This window comes from Rufibacter sp. XAAS-G3-1 (assembly GCF_013623775.1).
In the GTDB taxonomy this organism is placed as follows: Bacteria; Bacteroidota; Bacteroidia; order Cytophagales; family Hymenobacteraceae; genus Nibribacter.
Map to the genome: position 1 here is coordinate 360981 of NZ_JABFAM010000007.1, position 18881 is coordinate 379861.

General features: G+C 52.0%; 16 protein-coding genes. 9 read left to right on the plus strand and 7 right to left on the minus strand.

Translation table 11 applies throughout. The annotated features are described in order from the left end of the window. Positions 1–268 precede the first annotated feature (268 nt). The 3 genes from HHO50_RS09995 to HHO50_RS10005 all read left to right on the plus strand — a co-directional run bounded on the left by HHO50_RS09995 (position 269) and on the right by HHO50_RS10005 (position 4738). Positions 269–649, plus strand: coding sequence for a hypothetical protein (locus HHO50_RS09995; protein WP_181305870.1), 381 nt, complete (start codon positions 269–271; stop codon positions 647–649). 802 nt (positions 650–1451) lie between these two features. Next, a complete protein-coding gene (locus tag HHO50_RS10000) occupies positions 1452–2354 on the plus strand; it encodes a YihY/virulence factor BrkB family protein (RefSeq protein ID WP_181305871.1) in 903 nt (300 codons plus the stop codon). 293 nt (positions 2355–2647) lie between these two features. Beyond that, complete coding sequence (locus HHO50_RS10005; RefSeq protein WP_181305872.1) at positions 2648–4738, plus strand: M13 family metallopeptidase; 2091 nt, start codon at positions 2648–2650, stop codon at positions 4736–4738. 611 nt (positions 4739–5349) lie between these two features. Here the strand turns inward: HHO50_RS10005 and HHO50_RS10010 are convergent. After that, the gene (locus tag HHO50_RS10010; RefSeq protein ID WP_255478671.1) at positions 5350–6075 is read right to left on the minus strand and encodes a peptidylprolyl isomerase; all 726 of its coding nucleotides are present in this window, start codon (positions 6073–6075) and stop codon (positions 5350–5352) included. 350 nt (positions 6076–6425) lie between these two features. Here HHO50_RS10010 and HHO50_RS10015 point away from each other — a divergent pair, with 350 nt between their 5' ends. Continuing rightward, complete coding sequence (locus tag HHO50_RS10015) at positions 6426–7607, plus strand: S8 family peptidase (protein WP_255478672.1); 1182 nt, start codon at positions 6426–6428, stop codon at positions 7605–7607. Positions 7608–7796: 189 nt separating this feature from the next. Here HHO50_RS10015 and xseB read toward each other — a convergent pair whose 3' ends face one another. The 3 genes from xseB to HHO50_RS10030 all read right to left on the minus strand — a co-directional run bounded on the left by xseB (position 7797) and on the right by HHO50_RS10030 (position 10757). Then, a complete protein-coding gene (xseB, locus tag HHO50_RS10020) occupies positions 7797–8009 on the minus strand; it encodes an exodeoxyribonuclease VII small subunit (RefSeq protein WP_181305875.1) in 213 nt (70 codons plus the stop codon). A gap of 121 nt (positions 8010–8130) precedes the next feature. After that, entirely contained in the window at positions 8131–9711 is a 1581-nt protein-coding gene (gene xseA, locus HHO50_RS10025) for an exodeoxyribonuclease VII large subunit (RefSeq protein WP_181305876.1), read from the minus strand. A 347-nt stretch (positions 9712–10058) separates the two neighbouring features. Beyond that, positions 10059–10757 (minus strand): class I SAM-dependent methyltransferase, encoded by a 699-nt coding sequence (locus HHO50_RS10030; protein ID WP_181305877.1) that lies wholly within the window; start codon positions 10755–10757, stop codon positions 10059–10061. A gap of 198 nt (positions 10758–10955) precedes the next feature. Between HHO50_RS10030 and HHO50_RS10035 the strand changes: the two genes are divergently transcribed. The 5 genes from HHO50_RS10035 (at position 10956) to HHO50_RS10055 (ending at position 15058) form a co-directional block, all read left to right on the plus strand. Then, the gene (locus HHO50_RS10035) at positions 10956–11771 is read left to right on the plus strand and encodes an MOSC domain-containing protein (protein ID WP_181305878.1); all 816 of its coding nucleotides are present in this window, start codon (positions 10956–10958) and stop codon (positions 11769–11771) included. Positions 11772–11923: 152 nt separating this feature from the next. Then, positions 11924–12343 carry a hypothetical protein gene (locus HHO50_RS10040; RefSeq protein ID WP_181305879.1) on the plus strand — a complete coding sequence of 140 codons (420 nt, stop codon included), beginning with the start codon at positions 11924–11926 and terminating at the stop codon, positions 12341–12343. A 34-nt stretch (positions 12344–12377) separates the two neighbouring features. After that, complete coding sequence (locus HHO50_RS10045) at positions 12378–12635, plus strand: hypothetical protein (protein ID WP_181305880.1); 258 nt, start codon at positions 12378–12380, stop codon at positions 12633–12635. Between the two features lie 603 nt (positions 12636–13238). Further along, a complete protein-coding gene (locus HHO50_RS10050) occupies positions 13239–14501 on the plus strand; it encodes a M23 family metallopeptidase (protein ID WP_181305881.1) in 1263 nt (420 codons plus the stop codon). 119 nt (positions 14502–14620) lie between these two features. Beyond that, positions 14621–15058 carry a hypothetical protein gene (locus tag HHO50_RS10055; protein WP_181305882.1) on the plus strand — a complete coding sequence of 146 codons (438 nt, stop codon included), beginning with the start codon at positions 14621–14623 and terminating at the stop codon, positions 15056–15058. A gap of 1103 nt (positions 15059–16161) precedes the next feature. On the opposite strand, the gene HHO50_RS10060 is transcribed toward HHO50_RS10055, so the two are convergent. From HHO50_RS10060 to HHO50_RS10070, 3 genes are all read right to left on the minus strand, one after another. Continuing rightward, positions 16162–16827 carry a DUF6565 domain-containing protein gene (locus HHO50_RS10060; protein ID WP_181305883.1) on the minus strand — a complete coding sequence of 222 codons (666 nt, stop codon included), beginning with the start codon at positions 16825–16827 and terminating at the stop codon, positions 16162–16164. Positions 16828–17082: 255 nt separating this feature from the next. Then, on the minus strand, positions 17083–17697 hold the full coding sequence (locus HHO50_RS10065) for a deoxynucleoside kinase (protein WP_181305884.1): 615 nt from the start codon (positions 17695–17697) through the stop codon (positions 17083–17085). Positions 17698–17803: 106 nt separating this feature from the next. Beyond that, a complete protein-coding gene (locus tag HHO50_RS10070) occupies positions 17804–18862 on the minus strand; it encodes a zinc dependent phospholipase C family protein (RefSeq protein WP_181305885.1) in 1059 nt (352 codons plus the stop codon). Positions 18863–18881 lie beyond the last annotated feature (19 nt).

Consider the following 18881-nt stretch of genomic DNA (forward strand, 5'->3'; position numbering starts at 1 on the left):
CGATGCCCTGTTTTCGCTTTCTTTTCTAAAAATCAGCCCTTAAACGTGGTTTTACGTATTGGGGCGAGATGCTTGCTCGTATGCTTTCCCAAATCCTTCCCAGAGTGCAGCCCCTAGTACGGCTTTTCAGAAACGCTTTTGAGCTGTTCCGGGAGAACGACCCGCTGCGGCTGGCTTCTTCGGTAGCATTTTTTGCTTATCTATTCTCGGAAATTGCACCTCAAATAATATAGCTTATTATGTAATTTTAATTTTATTGTATAAATTCATGAAAGCAAATACAACCCTTAGATTTGTTTTACTTGTTCTTTTAGTTAGCACAGGAGCATCCGCACAGGAACTTTCTTCTCCGGGTCTTTTAGAAAGGAAATTCTATATAGGCTTTAGGTTGAATACCACGTCTCATACCTTATTATATAATAAACAAAAAGAGCCCTCTTCTGGAAGTTTCGTCGCTATTCCATCTCTCCATTTAGGTTGCCGTCTCTTTAGAAGTACAAACATTCAAATTGGGATAAGTTATGGAGCTAACAGCCTAAACCGCGGAACTGAAAGTGTCAACTCAAACGGAGACCTTTTACAATACCATGAATATTCAAAAACAAAGGCAATATTATTTCCCATAACACTACAGCAGTTTTTTTTCTAATTCAGATAAGCGGTTACAGGTTTTCGGGTCAGCATCGCTGATTCCCGCTTTCGGGTCTATTAGCTTGAACAAAACCGAAAAGCAAGGAAATGCTATAACAACTTCTTCCAGCAGCACCTCTGGGCTGAATTCATTTCTTACTATTGGACTTGGCCTAAACTACCGTTTAAACAAAAGGTTCGACGGATTTGGGGAAGTGATAATAATTAACAATAACAATAAAGACATAAAAGGGGTAAATGCTTTTCAATCATTAGGGTTTGGAGTCAATTACAAACTTTAAACCTTTAATTCTATTGGGGAATCTCCAAAATTTGCTTTCCTCAAGAGTCTTCATTGCCCCCTAATTTATGAGTTTAAGTAGTTCTGAAAGTCTTTTTTTTCTTGTACTTCTGTGCTTAATATATGTCAACGCAATAAATTCCCTTTTCTGATTTTTTATTGAATAATAAATTTTGGCAATGCAATGATAGTTGCTTGGTTTAAAATAAGATGCCTAGATTATTATACAAATCCTACTTTCTGCCTGTAATCGAAAGTTTATTTTTTGCGAATAGATTTAGCTTCTCTAATAGAAACATCAAAGTCAATGTTATGAGTAATAATATAGCTAGTTCTAACGAGTATCTGGCTAAAATTCAAACAATACTTCTAGCTAGTTGACCTGATGCCAGCTCCAGCGCAATCCCAAAGGAGGCATCTGTAATGTCTTTGCTTTCTTTTCTAAAAATCAGCCCATAAACGTGGTTTTACGTATTGGGGCGAGATGCTTGCTCGTATGCCTTCCCAAATCCTTCCCAGAGTGCAGCCCCTCGCACGGCTTTTCAGAAACGCTCTTGAGTTGTTCCGGGAGAACGACCCGCTGCGGCTGGCTTCTTCGGTAGCATTTTTTACCTTGTTCGCGCTGCCGCCCACCCTCATTCTGGTGATCTCTTTACTGGGGGTGCTGTTCAACGATGCCCTGATTACCGGCGAGTTGTTTGAGAAACTGACCGCCTTGGTGGGCGAAGAGGTGGCTGGCCAGATAGAACTCATCCTCACCAACTTTCTGGACTTACAGGGCAACGGGTGGGCCGCTGTCCTCAGCTTTCTGTTTCTGACGTTTGTCTCCACCACGCTGTTCACCGTGATCCAGAACTCGCTGAACCAACTCTGGAGCATAAGAGTACGCGGGCACCAGCATCTGAAAAGGGCTTTGCGCAATAGGTTTAGGGCGCTGCTCATTATTCTTTCCAGCGGTTTGCTGTTTCTGGCCTTCCTGGTGCTAGACGCCTCGCTGGCCTTCCTCAATGACCATTACCTGCTGGTAGACGAGCAGTTTCAGCTACACCTGCTCCGGGTTTTGAACCGCATTTTAGGGTTTGCGGTGGAAGCCACCTGGTTTGCCATCATATTCCGTTTTCTGCCCTTCGCGCACATGCCCAAGCGGGCGGTGTGGGTAGGCGCTGCCGTGACGGCGGTGTTGTTTCTGCTAGGCAAAATGGTGCTGGCGCGTTTTCTGGTGAACAGTGATCTGGGCTCTCTTTACGCGGCCTCCGGTTCCATTGTGGTGCTATTGCTGTTCATCTTCTATTCGGCCATGATCTTTTTCTTTGGGGCCTGTTTTACGTTGGTGTACGCCCGGCACATGAACCTGCCGTTGCGGCCTAAATCCTTTGCCACGTTCTATGAGTGGCGCGAAACAGATCATAGCCCTTCGCCCTAACGCGTTGCCTGCCGTTTAAGGGTCTTTTTGCGGAAAACAGGCCCCAAACGGCATTGGCGCAGACACTCGTAGGTCTAAAGACACTACAAGGTCTTTGGAGCGGGCGCCATGGCAGGCTGAACCAATAAAAAAACTGGCGCGAGACTCTAGACTTGCTGGCAGGATGGCGTAAGTTCCGTGAATGGTTCTTGCGCAGTTTTACTATCGTTTGTTTGTAATAAGCGCGAGGCTGTTTTATATTGCCTTAGCAAGAAAGATGCTTTTGAGCTAACGTATTGTCAATCAAAGAACCTATGAAGAAACGTAATCTAATTTGGCTGGCCTCTGCCTTGAGTGGGGTAGTGGCAGCCGGTTGCTCTAAACCAGCCGTGCAGCAAACGGCCACTACAGACACGGCCGCGGTAAGTCAGTCTGAGCCGGAGGTGAAGGGCGTGGGGCTGAACATGGCCAACCTAGACCGCAGCGTGTCGCCCTGCGAGGACTTTAACCTATTCGCCAACGGCGGATGGCTGAAAAACAACCCGGTTCCGGCGGCAGAAAGCCGGTGGGGGAGTTTCAACGAGCTCAGGGATAACAACAACGCCGCATTGCGGGCGGTGGTAGATGCCGCGGTGGCGCAAACCAATGCGCCTAAAGGGTCTAGCTCGCAAATGGTGGGCGATTTCTACGCCGCCGGCATGGACTCGGCCGCAATTGAACGGGCGGGCATTTCGCCGCTCAAACCTGAGTTAGACCGTATCAACGCCATCAAAGACCGCGCAAGCTTGCTGCAGACCATTGCCCGCCAGAAAATGCTGGGCAGCAGCGCCCTGTTTGGGTTTGGGGTAAGCCAAGACCGGAAGAACAGTTCCCGGCACATTGCCAGCATTCGGCAGGGCGGCCTTGGTTTGCCCGACCGGGATTATTACCTGAACACCGATGCCCGCTCTAAAAGCGTGCTGGAGGAATACGGGCGCCACGTGGGCCGCATGTTCCAACTGCTGGGCGACTCTGAGGCCAAGGCCCGGCAGAGCGCCGCCAAAGTGGTAGCCCTGGAAACCCGCCTGGCCAAAGCCTCCATGAGCCGCGTGCAGCAGCGCGACCCGTACGCCACCTACAACAAGATGAGCATTGCCGAAGTCCAGAAACTGGCCCCCAACTTCAACTGGAACTCTCTGCTGGGCCATCTGAACGCGAAAGCAGCCACCGAAATGATTGTGGCTCAGCCTGACTTTTTCAAAGAAGCGAACACCATGCTGGCCGCTGTGCCGGTAGCCGACTGGAAAACCTATCTGCGCTGGCACTTGGTACGCAGTACCGCCAATTACCTGCCCATGGCGTTTGTGCAGGAGAGCTTCAACTTCAACAGCAAATTCCTGAACGGCACCAAAGAAATGCAGCCGCGCTGGAAACGCATTCTGGGCACCACAGACGCCACCATCGGCGAAGCCCTGGGCCAGGCCTACGTAGAGAAGACCTTCTCGCCAGAGGCGAAAGCCAAAGCCCTGGAGATGGTGAACAACCTGCGCTCGGCGTTCCAAGAGCACGTGAAGAACCTGGACTGGATGAGCGAGGCTACCAAACAGCAGGCCCTCACCAAACTGAATGCCTTCGCCGTGAAAATCGGCTATCCAGACAAGTGGCGGGACTACTCGGGACTTGACATCAGCCGCACGTCTTACCTGCAGAACATGATGAACGCCGCGCAGTGGAACTACCGCCGCAACGTGGCCAAACTGGGCCAGCCGGTAGACCGCACCGAGTGGGGCATGACCCCGCCCACCGTAAATGCGTACTACAGCCCCAGCATGAACGAGATTGTGTTCCCCGCCGGCATTCTGCAGCCGCCGTTCTTTGACCCCAAAGCCGATGATGCCGTGAACTACGGGGGCATGGGCGCGGTAATCGGGCACGAACTCACCCACGGCTTTGACGACCAGGGCAGCCAGTTTGACCAGGAAGGCAACCTGCGTGACTGGTGGACGGCCGAGGACAAAGCCAAATTCAAGCAGCGCACCGACCTGGTAGACCGCCAGTACAGTGCCTACCAGCCCTTAGACAGCGTGTTTGTGAACGGGAAGCTGACCATGGGCGAGAACATTGCCGACATTGGGGGCTTGAACATCGCGTTCTCTGCCCTGCAGAAAGCCATCGCCAGCAAAAACGTAGGCAAGATTGACGGGTTCACCCCAGACCAGCGTTTCTTCCTGGCCTGGGCCCAGATCTGGCGGAACAACTCTACCCCCGCCGCTTTGCGCCAGCAGGTCCTGACCGACCCGCACTCCCCGGCCATGTTCCGGATCAACGGGCCGTTGTCCAACATGCCGCAGTTCTACAAAGCCTTCGGCTGCGGCCCGGGCAACAAAATGTACCGCCCAGACGCCCAGCGCGTGCATATCTGGTAGATTCCGTTTTCGGGCTATTTTAGCTAAAACACAGGAAAAGCGCACCTCAGACCTGGGGTGCGCTTTTTTCTTGGGCAGATAGGAGTGGAGATGTGCGTCTTTGGGCTGATGTTGTAAGTAGACTTCCTCTCCTGGGAAAATATTGTTGGGTACTGCCCTTCCGGAGTTCTAACCACTCGGTTGGCTTTTTCAGATTTATCAATCCCGAACAGCGCCATTCGTAAAAGCTTCCCTACAAGATGAGCCTGGGAGGGGTGGGGGTGGGTTTACGTTTCCGGGAGTAGTTGCGCCGGGCCAGTGAAACGAGGAAGATGCGTACTGGCGACCGCCACAAAAGAAAAGGGCAACCACAAGGGTTGCCCCTGCGTTCGAGAGGGTCTGTTTTTGGCCTGTTTTTAGAAATTCAGGCTAAATACGGGTACAAGCCTGAAAACTAACAGGAAAGGGGGGCTAAGTACGCGGACAAAATTAGGTTGACGTACTCTTTTGGCTTCCTCCTGGAAGGATCTTGGTGGCGAACGGCACTAGCGCTCCATCAAAGCTATTCTAGTTTGCCCACCAGATCCTTCCAGGAGGACAAACAGTATTAAGGAATGCTGTCTCCGTGCTTATTACCGGATCACCCGTACTTTCATTCCTATATCTTTTATGGGCCATTTCTGTTGGTCTACGGGTACGGCGGCAATGCTGTCCACCACTTCCAGGCCTTCCAGCACTTCGCCAATGATGGTGAAGGTCTGATCCAGGTTGGGCGCGCCGCCCTGGGTGCGGTACACCTGTTTTTGCGCGGGCGTCAGGTTCAGCTTAAATTCCTTGATGTTGGCCTCTAGTTCGTAGCCGGGCAGTGGGTGGCCCTGCACTATGTAGAAGTCTTTGTTGGACGACATCCGCTCGGGGTTTTCTTCATCGCCGTAGCGGGCCATGCCTACGGCTCCCCGTTTGTGGAAGTAATGCGGTTTTATCTCCGGCGGAATCCGGTACGTGCCTATTTTCATGGTCTGGAAATCTGACCTTCCGCCCTGGATCATGAAATCTTTCTCCACCCTGAAGAAGACCGTCTTGTCAAAGAACCCGTAGTTGGCTAGCCGCACGAAGTTGGCCCGGTGCAGGGGAGTGTCTTGGTACAGCCTGATCTTGATATCGCCTTTGGGCGTGCTGATGAGCACCAGGGTATCATGGGGGTGCGCCTGCCCATAGGCGGTGAGGGAATCCACCACGGTTTCCTGGGTGAGGATGGCCGGGGCCGGTGGGGGAGTGGGTTCCTGGGCTACGGCGGGCTGCTCCTGTTTCTGCTGGCAGGCTCCCAACCAAACCAGACCTAAAAGGAGCGAAAACATTGTACTACCAAAGGCTCTAAAACGAAACATCTTCTTTCTGTTAACTGCTTTTTGGGGTTGGTAAAGCTAGAAGAAGCAACGCAGAATCCCAAAAGCTGCCCGGGGTTCCATTTCCTTCTCCTTTTATTCCGGTTTTGGCCGGTATTCAGACGGTAGCGGAGTATAGTAAAATTCTATATAAAAGTGCCTTGAACGTAGAAAATAATTGAAAGATTCACAGGTTTTAGGTTGAGAATGGGATTTCTTCTTTCTATCTTGGATGACATTTAACCCTGTGTGTCACTTACTTGTAACAGTTAAAACAAATTTTGTCTATGTTTAAAAATTACTTTTCCCGTCCCCCATTCAAAATGCTGATTGGAGCCGCGGTCATCGCTTCTTCCTGTACGTTCCAAAGCTGCGAACAGGTAGAAGATGCCGTGCAGCCAGAAGAAGTAGTGGGTATCTCTGACAGCGGTAACCTCATTGCCGGTAAATACATTGTCGTGCTCAAGAAAGAGAGCGGCCTGCGCGTGGCAGAAAATGCCTCTTACCCAGAGCGGTTGCGCCAGGTGAAAAGCTTTGGGCAGCAGATTCTGCGGGAGCGGGGCATGGATCCCGAAGCCATTGAGTTGTCCTACGGGAAAGCCATCCAAGGCTTCGCGGCTAGCCTTTCTGAGGCTGAGGCAGAAAAACTGCGCCGTGACCCACGGGTAGCGTATATTGAGCAGGACAAAGTGATAAGTTTAGGGAAACCAGGCGGAAGCGGGACTGCCCCGGCCGCGCAGGAAGTACCTTATGGCATTACCCGCGTAGGGTACGCGAGCGGTGTTGGTAAAACCGCCTGGGTTATTGACTCAGGAATTGATTTAGACCACCCAGACCTTACCGTTGACGTGGCCCGCAGCCGCACCTTCATCACTTCAGGCCAGGATGCGCGCAGTGCCGATGACGGGAACGGACACGGAACGCACGTAGCCGGCACCATTGCGGCCAAAAACAACACCATTGGGGTAGTTGGCGTAGCCTTCGGGGCTACCGTGGTAGCCGTAAAGGTGCTTAACTCCCAGGGAAGTGGTTCAAACTCTGGCGTGATTGCCGGTATAGACTATGTAGGCGCTAACGGGAAACCCGGCGATGTCGCCAATATGAGCCTGGGTGGCGGCGTCTCTACTGCTCTGGATGCGGCGGTTGTAAACGCGGCCAAAGGCGGGGTCATCTTCTGCCTGGCTTCCGGCAACGAAACCGATGATGCGAACAACCATTCTCCGGCCCGGGCCAACGGGGTGAACGTGTACACCATCTCGGCCATGAATAACACCGATACCTGGGCATCGTTCTCCAACTACGGCAACCCGCCCGTTGATTTCTGCGCACCTGGTGTCAGTATCAAGTCTACCTGGAAAGCTGGTGGGTACAATACCATCAGTGGTACGTCTATGGCCACGCCGCACGCGGCGGGCGTCATGCTGCTCACGGGCGGTAAGCCAACCACCAGTGGTTTTGTGAAAAATGACCCAGACGGTAACGCAGATCCCATCATTCACTTATAGTTTTCGAGCTTCATTGAAAAGGCCGCCCCTGAACCAAGGGCGGCCTTTTGTTTTTGGGCTCTTTTTGAGAAAACAGAGGCAAAACAGAAGAAGTGAAAGAGGTGCTAGCGTTTTGCAAACACGCTTCATGCCCCACGTCGCTGGTTTTAGGGCTGTTTTTCTGAAAACAGCCCTAAAACCAGCGACGCTTTACTCCGCCTTGGGGTCTTCGCAGTTGATGTCTTTGAATACCTGGCTGATGGCGTCTTCGGCGTTGCGGAGCTTCTGCTTGCACAGCTTAAGCAGTTCTGACGACCGCTGTACTTTTTGGGTCAGTTCGTCTACGTCAACGTCATCGTTCTCAATGGCTTTTAAGATGGTCTCTAATTCCTGGGTGGCTTGTTTATAGGTAAGGTTGCTCATGGCTAGGTAATTAAGAATTAAGAATTAGGAATTAAGAACTAGAAAAGTGTTGAAGTGGTAATGGATGCTTTGTAGCAGCGTATGCCCGATTCTTAATTCTTAATTCCTGATTTATTTACGGTTAGTCAAAAAGGTCTGGTTCTTTGGTTTTGGTGACTTTACTGAGCACGGAGCCGGCCAATAGGCGGGTTTGCAAGACATTGCCGGGGGTTACCTGATCCAGGGAACGCAGCAGTTTGCCGTTGACGTAGGTGAGCGTGTAGCCGCGCATGAGCATGATCTCGGGGTCATGGGATTTGACATCCATCTCCAGAAGCTGCAACTGGTGCCCTTTGATCTGCAACTGGTCTTTGGCCCCGTACAACAAACGCTGTTGGTTTTTCTGGAAAATCATCTGGGCCTTCTGAATGCGCTGCTTGGAAAACAGTTGCAGGCAATGCTCTACGTGCGTCAGTTTGCGCTGGCCCGCTTCCAGTTTTTTGAGGCTGTTGGTTTCCAGGTGCACCAGGTATTTCTGCTGTTTGGTTTCCTTTACCCGCAACAATTGCTCTACCGAATGGGTGAGCCGCAGTTCTTCGCACATCACGTGCCGCTGCTCTTCGGTCAGGAATTTCTGGGGCTTGTCAGACAGGGTGCGGGTCTGGCATTCCAATTGGTGCTGCTTGCGGTGTAAATACAGGTTGGTGTTTTGCTGCACCTGCGCGGCCAATAAGGCAACCCGGCGTTCGGCGGCGACTGCCAAGGCCGTGGCCGCGTCTCTTATCTGTAAAAACACTTCCTCCACAGAGGCCTCAAACACCGCTAACTGGTCAATCAGGAAAGCCGCTACCGCCGTAGGGGTTTTCAAAGGGGTATGGGCCACTAAATCGGTGATGGATTCGTCGCGCTCGTGCCCGATGCCGGTGAGCACCGGCAAAGGCATCTGGGCCACGGCCGAAGCCAGCTCATAATGGTCGAAACACAGCAAATCGGTCTGGGAACCGCCGCCCCTGATGATGACTACCGCATCAAACGCCTGCCGCTGCAAACTCACCCTAGACAAAGCTGCCTTGACGGAAGAAACCGCTTCCATGCCCTGCACGCTCGCCTCAAAAAGGGTCAGCTTGAAATCATAGCCGAAGGGGTTGTTCTGGAGTTGCGCTACAAAGTCCTGGTACCCGGCCGCTGTGGGCGACGAGATAACCGCTAACCGTTGCGGCACCTGGGGCAGCACTTGTTTGGCGTTCAGGTCAAAGAGGCCTTCGGTTTGCAGGCGGGCAATGGTTTCCTGCCGCTGCCGGGCCAAATCACCCAAGGTATAGGTGGGATCAATGTCATGGATGTCCAGGCTGAACCCGTACAGTTCATGGAACCGGGGGCTGGCATTGAACAGGATTTTAAGGCCAGCCCTGAGCGGATGCCCGGTTTGGGCTTCAAAGTACTGGGCAATCTCCTGGTACTGGCGTTTCCAGACGGTGCCGCGGGCCTGGGCCGTGAGGGTGCTTTTGGAGCCGGGTTCTTTGTCGGTGAGGGTGAGGTAGCAGTGGCCGCTTTGGTGGTGCACCCGGGCCTCCGAGATCTCCGCAATAATCCAGTACTTGTTGGGCAGGGCATTCTCAATCTCCTCGCGCAACCTCCGGTTGAACTCGTAGAGCGTGAAAGGCCTGTTGGTACTTACGGTAAACGAAATCTCTTCCCTGCTCCTCTGAAAATTTGTCCCCATGCCGTGTGCGCTCCTCTTTATTTCAGTGTGCTAAAATTACGGTTTTTATGTGTGCCGCCAATTATTTTGCTAAAAATTTAAGCATTTTGCTTGTGCTCTTTTAGCCCTCGGCAAGTGACGGTACACCAAGTACGGTTCTTCCTCTAAGTAAAGCAATTTTACTTGATTTCTGATGCCTAGGCTGAGAGCATGTTTGAATTTCATTTTTGCGCTGCAAACAACCATGGGAAAAGCCTGCGGAAGCGTTTTTCTGGTCATCTTCGCCGGCAAACCTCAAATTTAAACAAGCTTTAAAGCCAGAATGATTTGGTGCTAGATTTTGGAACCTGGACAAATTCAAACATGCTCTAAGGTTTTTTCAATAAGGTAACGCAGTCTGAGTCTGTGGTGGAGAAAGAGAAGACTTCTGAGTGAACTACCTGGAACCCGTATTTTTCAGAGAGAGAGCAAAACAAAGACTTGGTCATGTAGTTTCTCCAGCCTGGGTTGTCAGAGAATTTACCTCCAGGGTTTTTGTCATAATTTGAATGGTGGAATAGGGCATAAGCGCCAGGCTTGAGTACCCTGTAACTATCAGCTAGGTAAGATTCTACGGCCTCTTTTTCAAAGTGAACCATGGCATCATACGAGAAGACCGCCGTGAGCGCGTTGTCTTTGATCCTGTCCACCGGTATCCCAAGGCCACTTTGATGATGGATGTACTCTACATCTTTTTGGTTGCCAAATCTCTGCTCTGCCAAATCTAAAGCCGCTTTAGAAGTGTCTAAGAGATACAGCTTTTCTATCTTATCTGAAACTTGCGCAGAATGTCTTCCGGTTCCACACGCTATTTCAAGGGTGTATTTTAAATCTAACGTTTGAAACAGCTTGCAGAATACCGTATTTTCTTCCCAAAAGACCTTAATCCAATCTTCCTGATCTGCGCTTGCGTAGTACTCAAAATCAGGGCCTCCTTTTTCCCAGAACGAAATAACCCTTTTAGTGGCGTTCTTCTCCGTGGGGAAGTGGATAGCCATGTACTTCTTTACTTTTTTTATAAGACGCATAGAAAACTATTTAGCTCTGTAAAGTAAGAATTTTCTTCTGAAGAAGAGTAGGTTTGTACCTTATGGGTAGATTAGGTTCTGAATCAGGTGAATTTGTTCTAAAAGTACAAATCCTTGCAAGGGGTCTTCCCGTTCTAAGAATCATTCCTACCTTTATTGCTAGAAGGTTTCAGGAACCACGCACATCCATACTACTCTATGTCAACACTAGTACTCAGCGAGATTTACATTTACCCAATTAAATCATTAGGTGGCATTTCCCTGACTTCTGCCCAGGTGCAGGAACGGGGCTTGCAATATGACCGTCGCTGGATGCTGATTGATGACAGTGGTATTTTCCTGACCCAACGCAAGCTAGCCGAAATGGCCCTGCTGCAGGTGGCCCTCACGCCCGAAGGCTTGCAGGTAACGCACAAAACCCGGCAACTAACGCCTTTGCTGGTGCCCTATGAATCCAACAGCACCCGCTCAACCCTGGTCACCGTCTGGGACGATATCTGCTTTGCCTACCTGGTGAGCCCCGAGGCGAATGCCTGGTTTTCTGAGGCGCTGGGCATCAGTTGCCGCCTGGTGTACATGCCAGAAAACTCCATCCGGCTCATTGACCCCAACTACGCCAAGCACAACGAGAAAGTAAGTTTCGCTGACGGCTACCCGTTCCTCATCATTGGGCAAGAGTCTTTGAATGATTTGAACAGCCGGTTAGAAGAGCCGGTGCCCATGAACCGTTTCAGGCCTACGTTTGTGTTTACCGGGGGCCAGGCCTACGCCGAGGAGAAATGGAAAACCTTTAAAATTGGCGATGTCCTGTTCTACGGCGCCAAGCCCTGCGGCCGCTGCAACGTGACCACCATTGACCAGAACACCGCCCAGGCCGGTGCAGAACCCTTGAAAACCCTGGCCACGTATCAGGCGAAAGGAAACAAAGTCATCTTCGGCATGAACCTGATTGGGCTCTCAACGGGCACTGTCTCCGTAGGAGACCGTATCTCTATCATGGAAGCCGGTTCATAAGCTACTCAGGAAAAGGGGCGGGGCCCTTTCGTGATTTTTTGGCTTGTTTTTAAAAAAACTAGGCTAAAAACGTGCCGCTAGCGGGCAGCTTGCAGAGACTGTACTTCTCATGTAAATTGCCTTCGCTTTTTACAATTTACGCTTCCTGCTGAATGGTGCACACTGATAATGATTACGCTACTACCGGTTATGACCAGGTGCTGGAAGCGGCTTACCTGGTCTACAAGCGCCAGGGCACCTCGCCTGAATTCAGGGAGGCGAATACCAGGTTGGTGAGCACCCTTGCCAGATTCCCCTCGCACCGTTTGTTTGTTGATGTTAGAGGCATGGGGGTGATATCGCCCGAAGACCAGAAATGGGTGGGGAATACCATTGTGCTGCAACTGGCTAAAAATGCGCCCGGCAACTACCTGTACATTGCCCTGCTGGTCTCTGAAAAGATCTTCACCAAACTAGCGGTGACCAGCATTGAGGACATCTCAAACGGGAAAGGAATCTGCCTGAACCGGCACTTCTACTCGGCCCCTGAAGCAAAACATTGGCTGACGCAGCAAACCAAGCGCAGCGTTTAGGGCATCAACCCCAACTTTACCTGTAAACCGCAACATGACGCAACATAGCCGCTACTTAGTAACTGCCGCCACCGGCGAAGAGATAGACCTCACGTACGCCAAGGAGTTACGCAGCAACAATCTGTTTCCGTTTGGCCTGCACAACTACGCTATTTACCACACCCCCGAAGGTGTATTTGTGAAAGGAACCAACTCGGGGAACCTGAACCTGATGCTAGACCACTATGAGGTGATTGAAGAAGCGGCGGCGAGAGAATATGCCCATCCGCACCAGCGCCAGGAAGAAGAATAAAGAATCCGCCCTTCCGCCGGAGATAGCCGCACCCCAGCCCCTCTCCCGCGATGAGGGGCTGGGGCGTTTCGGGGCTGTTCTGCGGAAAACAGGCCCGAAACGCTTGAACCTTACACACCTCCCCGGCCTGTCCCCCGACAGGCCGGAAGAATAAGCGTCTCAGCCTGCCATTCCTCTTTTTGGCTTACCAGGGAACAAGCCAAGAAAAGCATTTCCTTTTCCCTATAAGAAGCCTCGCTGCTGCGTTTTAGACCTGTTTTCTGGAAAACAAGCCCAAAACGCGGAAACCTGTGAGGTCTCTGAGCCCTCACAGGTTTAAAATCAGCTGGCGCGCGACTCCAGTTTCGTGACAAAGGATGAAGCGAGTCTCCAGACTCGGCGGGAGCCACCAGCACGAATAGGACACTTTGCAGAACTTCCTGCGTAGTATAAGCCGATCCTGTTCCCTTAGAACCTTCGGGGGCATGGGCGGGTTATTTCTTTAAAGAGGTTTGAAAGATGCATTATCCTGTATTTTCTAGTAGCGTACGAGCACAGGTTTTTCTTTTAGTCTGGGGCCTTCTGCTTTTCACGGCCTGTAGCCCGCAGAACACGTTACGGGGCGTGTTCAAGAAACAGTCTCCGTATGAGAAGTACCAGGCAGGGTTGAAGGCCGCCAAACTGGACGAGACAGCCCTGGGGCAGCAATGGATGGCCGCCGGCGAACGGGCCTTGCAGCAATCGGTGCCCGTGACGCTTCCTTTTAGGGAAACCGGCTACTTTCCGGCAGACAAGCCCCTGGCGGCCAGTTACCGGTTTACGGTCAAACAGGGCCAGAAAGTGGCCGTGAAAGTACAGACCCAGGGGCAAGAAGTGGCGCAGGTGTTTCTTGACTTGTTTGAAACGGACCCAGACAATCCGGCCCAGCCCAAACAGGTTGCTTACGCAGACACCACTTCCCAAAGCCTGGAGTATGAGATTGACGAAGAGGTGCCGCATCTCCTGCGCGTGCAGCCCGAGTTGCTGAGAAGCGGACAGTACACCGTCACCATTGAGACCATGCCCTTGCTCGCGTTCCCGGTGCAGGGCAAAGACAGCCGGGCCGTGCAGAGTTTCTGGGGCCAAGACCGTGATGCCGGTGCCCGAAGACACGAAGGCATTGACATCTTTGCGCCCCGCAACACGCCCGTAGTGGCCGCCGTGGAAGGGGTGGTGACCCGCGTCAACACCACGCCCATTGGCGGCAAGGTAGTGTGGCTCTCAGACATGAAAAGGCAGCAAAGCCTGTATTACGCCCACCTGGACAGCCAACTGGTGCAACCCGGCCAACGCGTTTCCATTGGTGATACCTTGGGTTTGCTGGGCAATACCGGTAACGCGAAAACCACTGCGCCGCACCTGCACTTCGGGATTTACCGGTTTGGCCAGGGGGCGGTTGATCCCTATCCGTACGTGCATCAGGATCGCACCAAACCCGCCCCGCTGCAAGCCGATGAGAAAAAGCTGGGAAGTTGGGTGCGGGTGGCCAAGTCAAACGCTTCTTTGCGGGAGGCAGCTTCTTCCAAGGCAACTGCTTTGCAAACCCTTCCGCAGCACACTCCCCTGCAAGTTTTGGCGGGGTCTGCCACCTGGTATAGAGTCATGCTCTCCAATGGCCAGCAAGGGTACTTAGCGGCCTCATTGGTGGAAACGCTGGATACACCCATTCAATCGGTTAGGCTGCGCCAGGAAGCGCCGCTGCTGGATGCCTCTTCGGCCCAGGCCGCTCCGCAGAAAAGCCTGAGGGTTGATTCTACCGTGCGGGTTTTGGCCAAACAGGACGAGTACTGGCTGGTGAGAGATACCAACGGCACCACCGGCTGGATTCCGGCCGAAGTCACGCGGTAAGGCATTGCCTCCCAGACGGGCTGAACATTCACCTGCCTGGCACGTACTTTTGTAAAGACAAACAACGCTTCTGACCATACCCTTTTCCATCAGTCCCAGGCAAACGAATGTTATGTTATATGGCCGAATTATGGACAGTCAAAAGCGCGCATTCCTGCATCTCCCTTGAATATGTAAAGGAGCAGGATTGGTTTTATTTGAAATGGAGCGGCCACATCAACTCAGATGAGGTGGTTGCCGTTGCCCAAACGTATCTGGAACTGCAGCAGGAGAAACGGTGTCCCAAGCTTCTGAACGACAAAAGCGAGGTTACCGGCGAGTGGGAGGAGGCCAACTACTGGCTGCAGTTTGAATGGATGCCGCAGGTAGAGCAAACCGGCCTGCAGTATCTCGCCCTGGTGCTCTCCCATGACATGCATGACCAAACTTCCTCCCAGGAGCTGCAGCGCAGGCTTTCCTCTGTCTGTAGCGTGGCGCTGTTCTGTGATCTGGCTGCCGCTACCCAATGGCTTTCAGGCCCTAAACCCACAGATATACGGCAGACGCTTACTTGCTAAGTAGCAGGATAGGTTTGTAGTACGCTGCCTTGTTCTCCTGAGAGGATCTTGTGGGCTGACTAGAAAAGCGCATATATTGGTATTGGTTTAGTATCCGGCTGGAGCTGGGTTCTTTGGAGAGATTGGTAGGTGCACGCCTTCTGTGTTTCCTTGGCTTGTCCGCTTTAGTGTGGGTATCAGCAGGTGCACGCAGTTTGCTATTCCCTTGGCTTGTCTGCTTTTTGCGTGGGTGCAAGTGCTGTGTTGTTTCATCTTTGGCGGTATGCGCTCACGGCCGCGGGGCCGCGTCTTCCCCTCTCGCACTGCCCTTTCGGCCTGAGAGGTCTATCTCTCTTAGCTCATGTCTGTCCAGGGCCAAAAGCGAGGCGCGCTCGGGAAAGACTGGAACTGGGGAAAGTAAGTATGCGGACAAAATAGTTTGTCCTACTCTTTGGTTGTCCTCTTGGAAGGATCTTGGTGGCGAACAGCAATAGCGCTCCATCAAAGCTATTCTAGTTCGTCCTCAAGATCCTTTCAGATGACAAATAGTATAACGTAATGCTGTCTCCGTACTTAGATAAAGTAATAGCAGGCAGTTAGTATACCCAATCTTATTATACCCAATCCCGCTTTTCCGGAGTTTTACTCCCCTTCTTTTGCCCGTGGTTCCCGGCGGAGTGGAACTCCGCAGCAGGTAGGTTCGGGAGTAGAACTCCCGAACAGCAAGGAACTCCCGAGCAGCAAGGGTAGTGATTTAGGGTTGTACTAGCTGTATAGCCCCTCTTCTCCTGCAAAAGCGTATTCCCCTCCTCAGCTCATCTTATAGGAAAACTTTTGCTGATGTCGCTGCTGCGGAGTGGAACTCCAAAAGAGTGGGGATGTGTTTTGCGCGTTCTGGGCCTGTTTTGCGGAAAATGAACCTAAAACGCACCAACCCGCTTCCCCCTACAGGACGGCAGAAAAGCGCCCTAGGCTACAATCCATGGATTTTGGCTTGCCAGGGGACAAGCCAAGGACTTCCTTTTCCCCTACAGGATTAGTTCCCGGGAGGGGTGGGTTCTGGTTCTCCACCATCTCCTTCAAACGGATGTTGTCTGCATGCTTAGGTTGGTTGAAAGCAGCCATTACTGGTTTATTTCCCTGTAGAGGTCTTTGGCGTCTTTTTGGGCTTCCAGCGCGAGGAATTCTGCTTGCAGGGCTTTGATTCTGAGTTTGTCTTTGGCTGAGATCTGGTCTTCTACCAGATTTTTCTTCTGGTTAAGGCGGCTGTAGAGTTCATCTACGTAATCCCAGTCGGCGGCGGTCCAGGTAGTGCGGCGGGCGCGTACGTTCTGCAGGAACTGGGTGTAGGCTTCGCGCATCTGCGGGGCGGTGAAAGTAGCGTCCAAGGCGTTGGCAGACCCAAAAAGTTCTTCTTCAAAGCGCTGCAAGGTCTCTGGGCTCAGCGGCATTTCTACTCTTTGCTGGTTGCGGGCTTCCCAGTTCAGGTATTCCCTTCTAAGCTCTTTGTATTCTTCTTTGGATTTGGCCGAGAGGCTGTCCATCCTGGAATCTAGTTGGGCGGTTTTCTCCTTGAACTCCTCTTTGACCTGCGGCCATCTGGTATCTGGGTTTTTGGTGCTGTCGGTTTTGTCTTTCATCCATTCCCGTAGTTCGGCCAGGTCTTGTTCTGCCCGGGTGCGGGGTTGGTCATTGGTCTCATTGGAGGAAGTGCGCTCGCAAGAGGTGCCACCCAACAGCGTGAGCAGGAGGGCACCGGTGGCCAGAAACTTTGTAGGGGTAGGAATCATATCGGTTTTTTCCTATGTATACGCAAGATTCAGGGGAACGATGGTTCTCTCAGGGAATGGCCTGTCTTCAAAGAGGGTGTTTTAGGCATAGAATTCATAAAATAGCCTGAAAACGGAAGAAAGGAAATGTTCTGGAAACGATACTTCCCGTGGGCTGTGCAAAGCAAACCCCCGGTTCTGTTTCGGGGCTGTTTTCTTTAAAACAGCCCCGAAACAGAACCGGGGGTTGAAATAGGAGGCTCTAGTGGCGGAAGTTTAAAACAACCCGAACAGTTCAATGTTAATGCGGTCAATGATCAGGCCCAAATCCTCGGGGTTCTGCACGAAATCCATGTGGTTGACATCAATGACCAGCAGTTTGCCTTGCTTGTAGTTGGCGATCCATTGGTCGTAGTGCTCGTTCAGGTTCTTCAGGTAAGCCAGCGAGATGTTGTCTTCGTAATCGCGTCCGCGTTTCTGGATCTGCCCTATCAGTTTAGGAAGATCGGCCTTCAGGTAAACGAGCAGATCGGGGGCTTTCACCATCTTGGTCATTGACTCAAACAGGCTGAAATAGTTCTGGAAATCGCGGTCGCTCATCATGCCTGAATGGTGCAGGTTCTTGGCGAAGATGTAGGCGTCTTCGTAAATGGTGCGGTCTTGCACAACTCCCGTGGTGCGCTCATTGATCTTCAGGACCTGGTTGAAACGGCTGTTCAGGAAGAAAACCTGCAGGTGAAACGCCCACCGGGGCATGTCTTCATAGAAGTCTTTCAGGTACGGGTTGTTGTCTACGGCTTCCAGAAAAACCTCCCATTTGTAATGTTGGGCCAGCTTAGTGGCCAGGGTGGTTTTGCCGGCCCCAATGTTGCCTACTATTGCAATATGCATGTGCTCTTTTACTGTTGTTAAACGCGGAGGGCAAAAGTACGCGTTTCACCCCAGATTTCAGGCAGTGTATTCAGACCGGGGGAAAAAACAGGAAGTGGCAGACGGCCTAGACAAAGGGACTGCTCACCCACTCCACCACGTTCATGAGCGAAATCCTGATTTTGGTGAGGAGCAGGTCTTTTTCCTGCAAGGTGCCTTTTTTCCAGGCTTTCTGCTCTTGCTGCAATTGCTTGCTTTCGGCCTTGGTGCGCGGAGTGGCGAGCAAGCGGTCTAGTTTGGGTTTGCCGCCGTCTACCCAGCAGGTATACCAGAACGAGGCTGTTTGCTCGGCAGCGGCCCGCATACGGTCTTCCACCATAGTGCCCAGCGCCTGGTTGTAGGCCGTGGCAAAGGCGTCGGTGTAGGTTTTGCGGCTGCGTCCGTTCCGTTCGGTCACGGTGTACTTGGTGTCCTGGGTGAAATTCTGGCTCACCTGTTTCTCTATGGCCAGCAGCTGCGGCACCAATACGTGTGAGGCCCGCACAACTTCCCAAATCTCCTGCTCGGGGTTTTTGAGGTATTGTGCTTTGCGGTGCTTCAGGTTGTACGCAGACAGGTTCTGCTCGGGCAGTTTAGATTCCCAGAGACTGTGGAGCCCGGTTTGGCCGGTGAGGTGGCCGTCATGGTTCAGGCTGGTGTGTAACGGTACGTGGGCATCCTGAATGTAGTGTGCCAGGTCGGCCGAGTAATACAGAATGCTGTCCAGGTCTTTCCGGAAGAAGGCTTGGGTGAGGCGTTCTTTCAGTTTTATGACCTGCCACGGCACCACCCCGTATTTCTGCAGGGTGTCTGCGCTGTATTTGGCGGCCGCCGCGTCCCAGGCATGCGGCATGTTCTCCAGCGGGTGCTCCCCAAAGGCCTCTAAATCTATGAAGTGGCGCGGGGCCTCTTTGGGGTCTGCGTTGCGGCGCTCATCGGGCCGCACAGCTGTTTCCACCAGCAGCGCCATGTGCCGGTGGTACAACACCTGCATGTCTTTGGGCAGCCCGTAAATAGCCAATTGCTGAATCACTTTATGGCCGAAGAATCCCCAGGAAAATCCAGAAATGGGTGCAGTAAAAATAAATGCCAGTAGTAATAGAATTTTCCTGATGCGGTGGCAAAACATAGATTTAGATAATATCACTATTTTACAAAATGGATAT